The sequence below is a fragment of the Haloterrigena sp. H1 genome, from assembly GCF_005938085.1.
Classification (GTDB): domain Archaea; phylum Halobacteriota; class Halobacteria; order Halobacteriales; family Natrialbaceae; genus Natrinema.
In genome coordinates this window covers 344,770-359,229 of the sequence record NZ_SMZK01000002.1, presented here as the reverse complement: position 1 = coordinate 359,229, position 14,460 = coordinate 344,770, and the positions used below count along the sequence as shown (strand labels likewise).

10 protein-coding genes and 3 pseudogenes are annotated in these 14,460 nt (G+C 55.8%); 8 read left to right on the top strand and 5 right to left on the bottom strand.

Going from position 1 to position 14,460, the window contains the following annotated elements; genetic code table 11:
* Positions 1–85: 85 nt before the first annotated feature.
* The 5 genes and pseudogenes from E2L06_RS17070 to E2L06_RS17050 form a co-directional block, all read left to right on the top strand.
* Positions 86–1,267 (top strand): hypothetical protein, encoded by a 1,182-nt coding sequence (locus E2L06_RS17070; protein ID WP_249361490.1) that lies wholly within the window; start codon positions 86–88, stop codon positions 1,265–1,267.
* Complete coding sequence (locus E2L06_RS17065) at positions 1,264–1,926, top strand: ABC transporter ATP-binding protein (protein ID WP_138782839.1); 663 nt, start codon at positions 1,264–1,266, stop codon at positions 1,924–1,926. The genes E2L06_RS17070 and E2L06_RS17065 overlap by 4 nt, the downstream gene beginning before the upstream one ends.
* Positions 1,926–3,089 (top strand): ABC transporter permease, encoded by a 1,164-nt coding sequence (locus E2L06_RS17060; RefSeq protein WP_138782838.1) that lies wholly within the window; start codon positions 1,926–1,928, stop codon positions 3,087–3,089. The genes E2L06_RS17065 and E2L06_RS17060 overlap by 1 nt, the downstream gene beginning before the upstream one ends.
* An 818-nt stretch (positions 3,090–3,907) precedes the next feature.
* Positions 3,908–4,753, top strand: a complete 846-nt coding sequence (locus tag E2L06_RS17055) for a DUF2250 domain-containing protein (protein WP_138782837.1) — start codon at positions 3,908–3,910, stop codon at positions 4,751–4,753.
* 80 nt (positions 4,754–4,833) lie between these two features.
* Positions 4,834–5,187 (top strand): annotated as a pseudogene (locus E2L06_RS17050) (PIN domain-containing protein); the annotation flags it as partial.
* Positions 5,188–5,257: 70 nt separating this feature from the next.
* On the opposite strand, the gene E2L06_RS17045 reads toward E2L06_RS17050, so the two are convergent.
* Together E2L06_RS17045 and E2L06_RS17040 are read right to left on the bottom strand one after the other, a co-directional pair.
* Complete coding sequence (locus E2L06_RS17045) at positions 5,258–5,599, bottom strand: 2Fe-2S iron-sulfur cluster-binding protein (RefSeq protein WP_138782835.1); 342 nt, start codon at positions 5,597–5,599, stop codon at positions 5,258–5,260.
* Between the two features lie 270 nt (positions 5,600–5,869).
* Positions 5,870–6,340 (bottom strand): hypothetical protein, encoded by a 471-nt coding sequence (locus E2L06_RS17040; protein ID WP_138782834.1) that lies wholly within the window; start codon positions 6,338–6,340, stop codon positions 5,870–5,872.
* Between the two features lie 352 nt (positions 6,341–6,692).
* Between E2L06_RS17040 and E2L06_RS17035 the strand changes: the two are divergent.
* Positions 6,693–7,726 (top strand): annotated as a pseudogene (locus tag E2L06_RS17035) (hypothetical protein).
* A gap of 29 nt (positions 7,727–7,755) precedes the next feature.
* On the opposite strand, the gene E2L06_RS17030 reads toward E2L06_RS17035, so the two are convergent.
* The 3 genes and pseudogenes from E2L06_RS17030 to E2L06_RS17015 form a co-directional block, all read right to left on the bottom strand.
* Positions 7,756–9,159 (bottom strand): carotenoid oxygenase family protein, encoded by a 1,404-nt coding sequence (locus E2L06_RS17030; protein ID WP_138782833.1) that lies wholly within the window; start codon positions 9,157–9,159, stop codon positions 7,756–7,758.
* Between the two features lie 68 nt (positions 9,160–9,227).
* Positions 9,228–9,572: pseudogene (locus E2L06_RS17025) on the bottom strand (PAC2 family protein); the annotation flags it as partial.
* Positions 9,573–10,295: 723 nt separating this feature from the next.
* On the bottom strand, positions 10,296–11,639 hold the full coding sequence (locus E2L06_RS17015) for an ISH6 family transposase (RefSeq protein ID WP_138782832.1): 1,344 nt from the start codon (positions 11,637–11,639) through the stop codon (positions 10,296–10,298).
* A gap of 85 nt (positions 11,640–11,724) precedes the next feature.
* Between E2L06_RS17015 and E2L06_RS17010 the strand changes: the two genes are divergently transcribed.
* Positions 11,725–12,882 carry a PQQ-binding-like beta-propeller repeat protein gene (locus E2L06_RS17010; protein WP_283241370.1) on the top strand — a complete coding sequence of 386 codons (1,158 nt, stop codon included), beginning with the start codon at positions 11,725–11,727 and terminating at the stop codon, positions 12,880–12,882.
* Between the two features lie 742 nt (positions 12,883–13,624).
* On the top strand, positions 13,625–14,458 hold the full coding sequence (locus E2L06_RS17005) for a phosphoenolpyruvate hydrolase family protein (protein WP_138782830.1): 834 nt from the start codon (positions 13,625–13,627) through the stop codon (positions 14,456–14,458).
* The last annotated feature ends 2 nt before the right edge of the window (positions 14,459–14,460 follow it).

Here is a 14,460-nt window from a genome sequence, read left to right as displayed (position 1 = left end):
GTTTGATATTGTCTGTTAGCTGTTCTTTTGGCACCCATCTGCAGAGTGCGGTCACAGTCGGTGAAATGACGAGGAGGGTTGATAAATGAGCCGACCGCGGTGGGTAATCTTGGCAGTCACCGCTCTTGTAGCTGTCAGTAGCGTGGGAGCAACGGCGATGAGGGTATCGGCGGACCAACCAAAAGTACATATCTCAGATGTCTCGGTTTCAAATGATGAACCAGTAACCGGCGAAACCGTCACGGTCACTGCCGAAGTGTCGAACCTCGAAACCAGTAACGAGACTATCGACATTAAGAGAGTGCAAGTGCGGAAGTCAAACAGCGCGAAGACATACAGACGCGTTGAAGACATCGGTTCGCTCGCTCCGGGGGGATCGGTAAGCGTTCCGATGACGGTCAGCTTCGACAATCCCGGTATGAAGTCACTGACCGTCTACGTGCTTGTCCAAGGTGAGAACGGAGGCACCGAAGCTTACGAATATCCTGTCTCGATAGAGGTGTCTGAATTAAACATCAACGCTGATCTGTCGGTGACCACCGAGGACAACAAATCGACTGCAGTCGAGTTCACCAACTACGGGAATGTGAACGTGAGCGACATCGAACTGACTGCAACCGCTGGCGAGGAGACGATCGCTCAGAAGTACCTGTTTGAGACGGAGCCCGATACCAGCCGCTCTGTGGCCTTCGATACGGAGGGTCTGAACGGGGAGGAAGTAACGGTCACTGCCACCTACACAGCTCAGGAAGAGACCTATACGGCGACCACCACTCACGTCGTGGATTATCCGTTGTCGGGTGAGATACGACTCACGAGCATCGAAATTACGCAGAGTGGCTCTGGAGTGACGATCCAAGGCGATTCGGCGAATATTGGGAACACCGACGCTGAATCAGTCCTCGTTAGCGTTGAGGACACCGACAGCGTGAGTCCAACGTCTCCGTTGGGAGACTACTACATTGGAACGGTTGAGGCTGGCGAGTTCTCCACCTTCGAGCTGACGGCGGAGGTTGAAGGATCGACGTCGTCAGTTCCCGTCGAGATCATGTACATCGTTGATAACGATCGAGTGACGACAACACAACTGGTCGATGTCTCTCCGGGGAGTTCGTCTGCGGTCCGAAGCAGTCAGACGACCGACACCACGACCGGACAGGAGCCATCTGGCGGGTCGGGTCTCCCGGTGACATCGATCAGCGCAGTCCTCGCAGTACTTGTTGTCAGCATCGTCGGATTCGGCATCTACCGGTGGCGTAACCCATGAGCGTCATCGCGCTTACTGACGTGGTGAAACGGTATCAGACCGGTCACGAGACGGTCGAAGCACTGAAAGATGTTGATTTCCGTGCTGAGCGTGGAGAGATGGTCACGATAATCGGTCCCTCGGGGTCCGGGAAGAGTACGTTGCTCAATATGATCGGATTACTCGACACGCCAACGGAGGGCCATATTCGGCTTGACGGCCACGACGTGACCGACTTCACGGAGGACGAACTCACGGAGGAACGCCGATCGGAGATCGGCTTCGTGTTTCAGGACTTTCACCTCCTACCGATGCTCACGGCGACGGAGAACGTTGAACTTCCAACGATGTGGGATACCTCGATTGACCGTCACGACCGCGCAGTGGATCTCCTTCACCGCGTTGGACTTGGCGATCGTCTCGATCATAGGCCAGACCAACTGTCGGGAGGCCAACGCCAGCGCGTCGCCATCGCACGTGCGTTGATCAACGAGCCGGATATCCTGCTCGCGGACGAACCGACTGGGAACTTGGATCAAGACACCGGCCGGACAATCCTCGAGGAACTCACTCGGCTCAAGGAGGTGGAAAATATCGCCATCGTTTCGGTAACCCACGACGAGCAGATGATCGGGTACGCGGATCGCGTTGTTCGGCTTATCGACGGGGAGATTCAGTAATGGGAATTACGGAACTACTGTGGCGGTTCCCTAGCGCTCAGATGGCTTGGCGGAACCTCGGGCGGAATCGAATCCGAACAGCGTTGGCGTCGCTCGGGATCGTGATTGGTGTGATCTCCATCGCATCGCTCGGTATTACAGGCGTGGCGATCCAACAGCAAGCGACGTCCGACCTCGGTAGTCTCACAAACGAGGTGACAATCACGTCCGGTGAGGACAGTTCAACTGCTGGCGTGACCGGTGATCAGGTAGATGAAGTCCGAAACGTCGCCGGCAATGTCGACGTCGTCCCACAGTATTCCGACGCAACTACTATTAGCTCGCGGAATGGACAAGAAGAAAACGTCAGTGTAATCGCCTTGACACAGGCGAACGTGTTGTATGACGTGTCGGCCGGTGAGTCTCCCGAACGACTCCAGTCCGGTGTATTACTTACCGATAGCACAGCCAATCAACTCGGAATTGAGATTGGCGATCCCATTGAGTATAACGGGCAAATGTACCGTGTTCGTGGGCTCATTGAATCCGATCAAGGATTCGGAGGAGGAGGACGAGGGCAACTCGTTGTGCCGGAGTCAGCACTTTCTGATCGGGACAACTACGATTCGGTGACCATTGTAACCGAAGATGGTGATGCAGCCACCGAGATTGCGGCGATCCTCCGGGACCACTTTAATGAGGAGACTCACAACGGAGAAGTCGACGAAGAACTGAGTATCACCGATTACGGTGATGTTCAAGAGAATATTAATTCATTCATGAACACGCTGCGCCTCGCGTTACTCGGGATCGGATCGATCTCGCTGGTCGTTGCGAGCGTGGCCATCCTCAACGTTATGCTGATGAGTACAATCGAGCGTCGCGGTGAGATTGGCGTCCTCCGGGCGGTTGGTATCCGTCGCGGCGAGGTGCTTCGGATGATTCTCATTGAAGCAGCGTTTCTCGGCGCGATCGGCGGTCTCGCCGGAGTGCTCATTTCGCTCGTCATTGGACTCGCACTATTCCAAGTGCTTGCTGGTGACGCGATGATTGTCTTTGAGTGGGAGAGCGCTAGATATCTGGTGTACGGATTTCTGTTTGCAATCGGGGCGAGCGTGGTGAGTGGGCTCTACCCTGCATGGAAGGCAGCCAACGATCGGCCCGTTGAAGCATTACGCGGCTGACCAAATTGTTGGCCCTGAGAGTGTCATACAACGGTTCTCATACTCATCTTCCGCCTCTTCTATCCGCTTCAGTAAGATCACCGAGCGGAATTGGTTTGAACGCGAGCGCGACAACCGAGCTCCGACTGCTGTGATTGCCGGTAGAGCCCATCCAGGTGATGCAGTGGTCGTCCACAGAGGACATGAAATCAGGACCAAATTCCGGATGACAGTGGCACCATACTTATTTATCGCGGTCTGATACTGGTCTCACATGTCGGGTTTTAATTTTCACGAAACGGCCATGTCTTGGCCGCAGAATCTGTATTTTGCTGTCTACGGTCTCGTCATTATTGGGACACTAACAATTCTTCAGCAGGCGTTTGGGTTGAGTGAGACAGAACTCGCTGCAGCCGCATTCATAGTTGCTTTCGGGCTGTTTTGGGGAGGATACCTCCTACTCTACCGCCGTCTACCAAGCCGGTGGAAATAGTCCTGAGCACACTTACTGAGTTGTAGATTTACTTACAACAGTTCTGAAATCAACCACGCTGTGAGGTGTTGTATGACACCTAGAGACTTATTAAAACGCTGTCAGCTATCTGAAAGAGAGGGGGCGCCAAGCCCCCGTCGTCAGGGAGCGAACCGAGCAAGCGATGAGCAAGTAGGGGGGATACAGCGTTCACAAGAGCAAACTCTTGTGCAGCCCATCAGAACCGACGGTTCTGAGGACGCCCGCACGTTTCTCTATACGTTAGGTGATCGTCAGGAGTGTATTACTTGATTCGCCAAACAGGTGGGTTCAAACAACCGGAGCTGTAGTGATTAGATGAGTAACGATGGTCTCCCAGTCAGAGATTGAGCGGCTTAAACTGGAAGCAGACACGATTATGACTCGCTACCAAGAGGTCGAGCAGACGTTGGAACGGGCACGTAACGAGGCTGGTGAACACTGGGAGACGGAAGAAATTGAGACTACACTCGAAACGCCGAATGGCGAGGAGATCGATGTCACGCTTGATCTCCACGCGAATCCAGCGCGGAATGCTCAAGCACGGTATGACCAAGTCGCCGAACTTGAAGCTGAGCAAGAGCGGCGACAGCAAATCGCCGATCAACTGGATCCACTCCCGGCAGATCCGGTCGCGTATCTTATCTGCTACCACCTTGATGCTGTCGAAGGGAATTACCCAAAATCGATTGCTGGACACCTTGATGCGGAGCGGAGCCAAATTAGGACACTGTGTAAGGAGATGGAACAGTCAGGGTTGCTTGAACGTATTGAATCTGGAACTGTCAAGCAACGTCGAGTCAAGGCGAAGATGGCTGACGAGGTCCGTCAGCATCACACCTACTACCGTCTGTCACGGGACGGGGATCACCTTCTCCGATTTCTCTCTAAGCGCGAAGGGAAAGTGAACGCCTTACGACATCTCCCGGATGGAAAAGCGATTGTCCAGCGGCTTTCCCGTACCGGTCCGGACTCTCCTCGTACGACTGCTGCAGAATGGGAGATGGAGTTCGAGTACGTCAGACACCTCTACCGGGCACTTCGGCGCGTAGGACTCGTCATGCAGTGCAATGATGAGCCGGTCGATGGCGAAGCCCGATTGACGATGGACCGTACATACTATGCGACGACAGAGACTGGGGATGCTGTGCTCGAAGCGGTTGGAAGCAGGTGAACTAGCGATTACAATCTTCCGTGCTGTTTCGGGAGAAGAAACGACCAATATTCTAAACACTAGCTTTCACTTTTATCGATATGCTTGAGGGAGTTGACGATACCGTTAAGTTCGTCGAATCTCGAGGCAATCCCTATCTCACGTCATCAATCTGTGTCTACGAGGTTCTCGCAGGCACACTCGGACATGGGGAGACCGATGTGAACGCAGAACGGCAGCACTTCAGCGGTGTCCGTTCACTCGAGTTCAACGAGGATATCGCGCTCGAGGCAGCTCGGCTGCAAAATGAATTACTTTCTAACGGCGAACGGATGGCCGTTCGGGATCTCATGATCGCGGCGACTGCTCGTTCGGCCGGCGATCATTTCGTCGTTGCAGATTCTGGTTTTCAGACGGATTCCCTCGAGTCGAAAATGCGAGCGACAAATCTTCGTGACGGGGAAACTACCCACTTGCCTTTGTACTTTCAGCAGCGGGTGGTCAGTCCAGGAACCACGATCAGGGTTAGTCCGGAGGCATCTGGCGCGGCAAGACTTGGCCCCAGACGTGCTTGTCCAAGAGCCTGACCGTCATCGGCTGCTCAACCGTGATGCAACAAGAGAGTCGCGGATATCCGAACCGAACTGCTGCGGCGTCGTGCCAGTGGGTTGGATCTGGCGCGGGATCGACCTCGACGGTACAGGTCGAACACAAACCCCGCCCACCGCAGTTTGCATACTGTGAAAGCGTACCATATACCGGCAAGTCGTGGTCGAGCAACGAATCTCGGAGGTTTGCACCGGGTTCGACCTGAATAGTAGTTTTCTCGCTTCCGGTGATGACCTGCACCGGAATTTCTTCAGCCATAGATTTCGGTACGTTCTCACACCTCGTGATTCTATCGGGGAATATAAGGACTACAGCAGTAAGCCCCCGACACAGATTCCGCCGAGGCTAGTCCCAGACTCACTGCGTCGAACGCCCGCCAACGTCCGAATCGGCGTTAGTGTGTCCGAGAATTGCTACAGAGCAGGACAAACGGCTGTGAAGTAGCGTTCAATACAGGGTGTGTATTTATCATCCAGTCAGAAAGTTTGGTTTGATATACAGTAGCAAACATGCCATCTCCACAGCACCTCAGGGAAACTCGGCAGTAAAGTCTCCAGTCGCACTATACTCAGTTCTCCAAAAACCGTTGTTCGAAAGTGTGGCCTCGGTTCCAATCCACAGTTCTTGAGGATCCTGTTCGTGATCTCCAGCAAGAAGAAGATCTGCCTTCACGCTTCCACGGCCGATACCAGTAGTGTTGGGCATGTCTAAGATGGTCGTCGATGGATCGTCGCCGTCCTGAGAGAGTGTCGCTTTGTATGCGTGGGCGCCTTCCCGAAGGGAGATTCCGGCTGGTGAGAAGCCAGCAGTGTATGGCGGAGAGCGGAATTTGAGACGGAGTGAGTCGAGTCGAATGCCATCTGGCTGCCACGAAGCCACAAAGAAAGGATAGTACTCGCGTTTCTCGTCATCGGGGAACTGTTTTTGGAACTGAATTTTCAATACATCTTCACCGTTCTCGCTAAACGGCAGTACGACACTGCCATCGTCCTCGATCACGTGATCGGCGGTGAGTCGTATCTCACTCCCTACCGTGGTACACCCAGCTAAGGGTATAGTCATCAATCCGCTTGTAGCGAGATACCGTCGCCGGTTCATGAGATGTTGTGGCCGAAATGTAAGTAAATATCTTCTGATCAGTTGTCCTCCGAAAAGTTCGCATCTCTACTTACCACGAGCGCGGAGTCCGAGAACTCCGGTAGAGTCGGACAGGATTACCCCGATCACGGCCTCGAGCACCTCGAAATTACTATATTTCTGACTTTTTACCTGGAATGTATGTAGTTCGGATGAAATAAATATTGGCAACTATGTTGATTCTAATCAATCTATGGTGAATAATATGGGTATAATGTATGTCTATACACTAGACGAAATCGATAGAGAGCGCGCCCATCACCAAGCAGCCATTCAGGGTGCGGATAATTTGGACGTCAAACGAATCGGGAATCTTGGTGAACTCGCATTTGAACAATTCTGCCGAGAATACCTCCCTGTCGAGATGTGGGAGTGGAAAAAGAGGAGGCGATCCGTCGGTGTAACTCCGAGAGTTTCTCTGGGCACGACTTCGAGGTTTTCGGATACGAGATCAATGTGAAAACCTCGAGAGATGTCTCTGCGTTTCGGCCGGCAAATCTCCTCGAGAACGACCCAGACGACGATATTATCGTGATGGTCTGGCACCGTGACAACGAAGATACGCTCATTCTCCTCGGTTGGGAGCGAACTGACACGCTCGAGTCGAAAGTCAAGACGCAGGATGCGTATTTTGGTGAAAAACCAGAGACACTCGCCCACCTCGCTGCTAGACCGATAAACGAGTTGCAGGAACTGGGGCTAAACACGGCACACATGAACCAGAAGCCACAGAACCCGTTCAATCCTGGCGACCGGGTAGTCAAAGCGGAAGATAGCGATGTAGCAGTTGCGGTAGTCGTCGAGGTACTCCCACCGGAACAAGACGTCAATCTGTACGGGCAGACACTGGATGGTGAAGCCGTCAGCATCACGTTCCCAAATATGCTCAATGACGGTCCCGGGAACTGGCGCGAAATCCATCCAACGAAGCTCGCTTCCTACTGTGACGACCAGGAGATCAAACTCTACACGTACAAACACACGAATCTCGAGTACGCGGAAAACCCCTTCACGCCGGGCGACTACGTCATCAAATCAGATTATGACGATCCGGACCTAGCAGTTGTTCTCGAGGTCACAGACGACGAGGACCGAGATATCACCGTTTCGTTCCACAAACATCTCGAGCAGGAATTCGGTGAGCAGATAGACATTCCACCAGCAGATCTTAGCTCGCGCTGTGACGAGGCTGGTATTAAATCGTATTCGTACAAACACGACGAACTCAATTTCAAACATCAATACTGATCGGCTCATCACTCGTGTATACTATTGAGCTACATGTGCTGGAAGAAACGGCCGTGGAAACCGAAGGGTTCCGCGTGTGGGAGAACGGCCCGTGCCTGAACATCTAGCGTCGGTGCGTCAAAGATCAGGAGTTCCGTCCGCTCACGTTTGGAGTTCAGCGCCGTCGCGAGCACGACTCCTTCGTCCTCGTTGTCGGCAGTAGGATGTTGGATGGGAATTGGTTCCTCAATGTAAACCGACTGCTCCCACCACTCCCTGGCGGTGCCTGTCTTACAATCCACTTTGACAAGCCCGTTTGCCCCTGTGCGGTCGGTCACTTGCCCGTACGCATAGCGGTGGCGTCGGCCGACGACTGAGCGGGCGACGCGTGGCATCTCCATCGCGCCATCGTAGAGTCGCGTTCGGCTGACCGTGTTCGAGTTGGGGTTGATGCGGTACCGCATCAGGTGGGCATCGGGCACGGCTGGGAAGCCGCCGCTGTCAAGTTCAGACAGTGACATGGTGTCGACGATGTCGCCATTCGGGAACTCCACGAGGTCAAGGACGATCGTCCCGCCGTCGACGTAGGCGTTGACATGGTGGAAGGTGAAAACCGGCTCGAACGTCGGATCAGCCACAACGTCGCCGGTATTCCGATCGATCACGAGTACGCGCGTGTCGCGCTCTGGCTGCCAGTCGAGCATGTCGATCGCACCCTCAGTAAGCGGATTCAGTGCCTGAAACACCGACAGGACGAGCGGTGACTCCACGATGATGACGTGGTTGGCGGTGACGCTGCAGTCGTGGATGTACGCCGGCCCGTTCGCGTCAATGGAGGCGATACCCTCTCGCGTGCGACTCCCAGCAGGGAGACGATAGAGGTGGTACTGTGGTGTCCGTCCGAACTGCGTGGCGAAGCCGACCAATTCGTCCCGGTGAGGGTCGTCGACCAAATGCGCGGTCGTGATGTGTTCGGGCAGGTCGTCGTGGAATCGAAAGCGTCCGCGTGTCTCGAGTGTCTCGGGATCGAAGGTGACCCGGCGTGGGGCCTCGGTGAGTGCGACGTATTCGCCGTCGATGCGGGCGACATGAACGTTCGCATTGTCGGTCGGCTCGGGGACTCCCAGAGAGGTTATGGTCTCGAGAAGACGACGCCAGCCACGCGTGTCAGTGCCGAATTGACCGGTCAGCCGACCGTCCATCGCCTCCGCGTAGGCATCGGTGCGGAGGAACCGGTTCGAGTAGCGGAGCGCACCGTCGTCGAAGGCGTAGCGGCGAAGCATCGCTAGGCCGTCGAACCAGTGGTTGACGCGGCGATCACCGACCTCGAAGCGGGCGGGACCGTTACGAATCAGCGTCCCGGAGAGCCAGTCGGGGATGGAGCCCTCTACCGTTGGGTGGTGGTCATGGACTTCGGTGGTCAGCGAGTGAAAGCCAGACCCAGATCCTGTCACAGCCGCGTATTCGGGTGAGACAGCAATAATCCTTCGTGCGCGTCGATCCGAATCGCGTGATTTCCCTACTACCGGAACATTCCTCGGACGGGTTCTTCCTGTTGCTCCTGCGTCTGTTGTAGCTGTTGTTCGACTCGCCGTTTCTGGCGCTGAATCTCCTCTGCCTGCTCGCGAAGTTCGGTAGTATCAATATCAAACTTGACGAGCGGTTCAAGCGCCGTTTCGATCACGGACTGTGCCGTAGCCGGATCCGGGAGACGCGGGTCTGCGTGGACAAGAAGCAATGCTGCTGGAACATCTGCCTGATGACAGACATTGATGAGTACACCGGTCACACCACCCACAGCACCCGAATCCTCTGCTAGCTCAATCTCGGCGTCCTCAAGATCCGTCTTCAACGTCTCGGTCGTCGCGGAGCGTTGGGGTTGTTGGTCGTTCGATCCTCGTGAGTGGCTATGAACTGTCTGGTCTGGGAATCATCCTGCGGACCATCTTCGGAGGAGATTCATGACGCCCGCCGAGTTGTCGGTTCTGACAGTGGTGACACCTAGCGAAATTGCGTGGGGTCGCGGGCACTGACCGCGCTCGTCGGCTTCTTGGTTGCTGCCCTCGCCTACCGTGGGTACTGGCGCAACGATGCATCAAAAATGCGCTCACTTGCAATCGGCATCTTTCTCTTGACTACCGGTGTCTTCATTACGGTTGCCGTCGTCAGCAGGTTGGACGCTGGAATTGGGCCGGTGCTACTCATACGCGGGCTTGTGACCGTCGCAGGACTCGGCTTCGTTTTGTATGCCCTTGTGTACCAGTAAGAGGGGTAAATTGGTCCCCTCCCCCGGCGGACAACCCTGAAAGGGGTTCCGACTCGTTCTCGAAGCGGTCGAGTTCTCGCTCGTGAGCGACGCAGATGCCGTCGAAGATGAGAATCAACAGACAGTGTCGGATGATGGAGCGTCGCACCAACTCTCACTCGTCAGGCATGATTTCCTATGTCATATATGACAGTAATTAAGAGGTTCGTCTATTGATAAGTTCATATGACATGGAATCGGCGACAAACGCTTGCGGGCGCGGTCGGGATAAGTGCAGGCGCTTTGTCGGGCTGTCTCAATATTTTGGTCCCGTCCCAAACTCGTCTAGAGTTCGCCTCTGGTAGCGTCAACTGACACCTCCATTGTGATGGCTGTTTTGGCTGATCGCTCGAGCAGTTCGTCGGCGAACGCCGCGAACTGCTCGGGATCGGCATACTGCACCAAATTCAACCAGAGAAGCGACTCTAACCCTGCTTCTGACCACTGCATCCATTGATTCTTACACCGCTTCGAAACTTCACCCATGGCTCGTTCGACCACGTTTGACGTCCACGGAACCTGCTGTTGATCAAGCGCGAGTTCCGCGAACGTCACGGTTGCTTCTGCCCATTCCTGGAGGTACGCCGTAGCTTTCGGGGAGTCTTGACGCTCTAACCTCCAGGCTTCCTTCCCGAGATTCTCGAGCGTTTGGTCGATCCGCTCGCGGATCGCCAAACGCTCATTCCTCGGTGCATGGAGTGCGACAGAGTTCTTCAGATGGAACAGATCATCCGTAACGCCAGAGACGATCGCTTTCCGCTCGGAGAGCGGAAACGCATCGTCTTTCCAGAGCTTGTACCCGAGCGTTCGACCGACGTGAACGAGATCGAGCTGGTGAGATCGGTCACCACTCTCGAACGCATCGACAAGTGCCTTTTCGGCGTCACTGACGACCGTGGCGTCGTCAGTGACCGCCTCAGTCTCTTCGAGGGCTTCTGCTGTTTCATCCCAGGGTTCGTTGACGTTGACGTCTAAGAGTGTGGTTTCTGTGTCGTCACCCTCGGCCGTCTGCCCGAGGGTGACGTTGACATCATGGTAGGTGCAGTGATCCTGCTGGCTATGACACTTCGTTCCGTCAGGAACGACAGTGTCTGCATTCGTCCCAGGAAGCCGATTACGAACGAAGTCACCGAGCTTGCTGCCGTATTCACGGACTCGGCGGTTGACCGTCGTGATCGAGGGCATGGGAGTGAAGCCGTCGCCGTGGGCGACGGCATCACGATAGCTGAGCGAAGTAGCGAGTTCGGCAGCTTGGAGCGAGATATCTTCTTGATAGATGCGCTGGCCGTCGAAGTCGATGAGATCCTCGAGCGGACGGAAATAGGTCGGGTTGCCGTCGGTGGCAGCAGTGTCTTTGACGTGGTGGAGGGTGAATTCGTGTTCTCCTGCGGTTGTCACCGCGGTTCGTGTGGAGGTTCCAGCGCGCTGGAAACGGCAGTCGCCGTTTCCGCGTGCGTGTTTCTCACCACAGTACGCCTCGACGAGGCGCTCGTCGAGGCTTCTGACGAGCTCCTCGAGGATAGTGGCCTCAAGCTGAATCTCGGTAAGAGATTCAGCGAGCGTGGCGAGCGGTAGCGTTTTGTCTTGGGCGATGCTAACTGCGAACCGCACGTTGATTTCGGCGTGCATGGGTCACTTCGGGCTGGATACCAGAGGTGACCCTGCTTCCACAGGAGTCAGTTACGACTCTAGACGAGTTTGAGACACGACCAATATTTTTACCAGCAATGAAAACCGCCCTCTCCCCGAATCCCCAACGGGGACGTGGCTACAGTCGGCCCACGATGCCGGCAACACGGGCGCCTCGAATGTCACTGTCCCAGAACGTGGAACGCCGGCATGGAATGGGGGAAGTGCCGAAACGATCCCACCGCTGGTCGACGAGGAGACGGTGTATTCCGTCGGCGACGCACTGGTAGCGCTGGACGCCCAGACTGGCGAACAGCAGTGGCGGACCAACCTCGAGGTCGATTCCTCGGGCGCACCGCTGACACAACCGGCCGTCACCGGTGAGCACATTTTGCTCGGGTCCACAGGCCGGTTGATGTCGTTCGATCCGGCCGACGGCAGCAAGCAATGGACGCGGACGATCGATGGGGTTCCAATCGGACCGATGACAGTCGCTCCCGACCTGTCGATCGGGGTTGTCCCCTTCGAACGCCCCCAACAGGACGACCCCGTTCTCGAACTCGTGGCATTTTCCGTCGCCTCGGGTGAGACGGAGTGGACAGCCCCGCTCCGGGCCTCCGTTCGCACGACGCCACCGGCGGTGTTCGACGAGTGCGTTTACGCCAGCGGATACACAGAGGACGAAACGCCGATCCTCCGCTCTTTTGCAGCCGAAGACGGAGCTCTGATGTGGGAACGCACTCTCGACGCTCCAACAACCCCACCGGTGGCCACTACGGATGGCGTCTTCATCGGCGACGACGGCGCCGTTCTCGTTTACGACCCAAAAACGGGCGAACACCGCACTTCAGTCGCCGTCGCCGACCGAACGATCCGCGCGATCGCCGTCGCCGATGTAACGGTGTTCGTTCTGGGCGCTGACGGACTCGCTGCGGTTTCCGCCTCAGATGGCTCAGAGCGGTGGTCAACCGATGGGGACCCACAGGCGGACGGCCTCGCAGTCGGGCAGAACACTGTCGTTGCGCCGATCTCCGGCGATGCATTCGACCTCGAGACGTCTTGGCCGTGTATCGGCGCTTTCGACCGAATAGACGGAACGACCAGGTGGTATTACGCCGTTGACGACACGTTCGACCCGACAATCAGTGCTCCACCCGTCATCGCCGATGGGGCAGTCTTTGCGATGAGCAACACGAACTCTGGGATCACTGCCCTCGGCGATCTTCCGCCGAACGAGGAGTGAACCAGACGCTCGTACAGTTGCGTGCGTCAAGGCTTTCCGATATTCGAGTCGAAACGACGATCGATCCACTCGGCAGTCAGACTGAGTTTATAGGTGGAACAGGCGCAATACCACGCCGTTCACGGCGTGGATACGCGCCGTCACTCGGGGCGGAGACACCGTTTGGATGTATAATCCGAGTTTCCTATGCAGACGTTTAAGTGGCAGGTCGCCCAATCGAACGGTAGGAATTGGTCGGAACGGAGCGGATTCCGAACCGTCCTGCGGAGGCGGCCTGTCCGCCCCCGATAACGAGGCAGTATCCGAAAGGGCAGTCGGTGAACGCCACATCCTCGAAAAGTGTGCCGATGTGCCGACTGCTCAAAACACGAGAGACGATACCCCCAAGTCCGCTGACTCCTGCTGGCATCCCAGTGGCCAAAACAACACCGGGATGCCATACACGGTTGAGGATAGGGGTAACGGCCACTTGGCATGGCCAGCAGTCCACCAGTCCGACGCTGTGGGACTACCCGTCCCCGAAAGGACTGGGAGTCCGCCGATTGGACTGCAAACCTGAAACTCCCACCGCTCGGGATTCCTCCGCGTTTACGCGGAGGAGGATGTCAATTTCGCGAAGCGTGGCAAGTCATGGGAGTGTAGATAATATTGTCTCTTCTGAATTCCATAATCAAACCCTATTCATCCATGTATAAATATGCAAAGGTTGAATAGTGGGGACAAAATTGGCATTCGTTATCACATGCCAATTACACACGAGGAGTCACTGAAGCGGCTACACGAGACCGTATCGAGTGGAGATCCAATCATCGGTGCTGGTGCAGGAACGGGTATGTCGGCGAAGTTCGCCGAGCGCGGCGGTGTCGATCTCCTGATTATCTACAACTCCGGACGCTACCGAATGAACGGTCGTGGCTCGCTTGCCGGCCTGCTTCCGTATGGCGATGCCAACGAGATCGTTCTCGATATGGGCCGACAGGTGTTGCCGGTCGTAGAAGACACACCCGTTCTTGCAGGCGTCAATGGAACCGACCCGTTCCGTCAGATGGATGTCTTCATCGAAGATCTCAAGCGGCGCGGATTCTCGGGCGTCCAGAACTTCCCGACGGTCGGTCTTATCGACGAGGACAGCCAGTTCCGGCAGAACATCGAGGAGACGGGTATGGGGTATGACAAGGAAGTCGACATGATTCGAGAGGCTTCCGAACAGGACATGCTCACGTGTCCGTACGTCTTCAGTGAAGAACAGGCCCGCGAGATGGCCGAGGCAGGCGCCGATGTGATTGTATCGCACATGGGCCTAACAACTTCAGGCGACATCGGAGCCGAAACGGCACTTGACATCGAAACTGCTGCCGAACGGGTTCAGGCTCACCACGACGCGGCAACAGCCGTCAATGATGATGTGCTGGTCATCTGCCATGGCGGCCCCATCGCATGGCCCGACGACGCTGAATACGTCCTAAACAACACGGAGGGCGTCGTCGGATTCTTCGGTGCATCCAGCCTCGAGCGGCTTCCGACCGAGGAGGCTATCGAAAATCAGGCCCGCGAATTCAAAGCGATCGAGTTCTAATT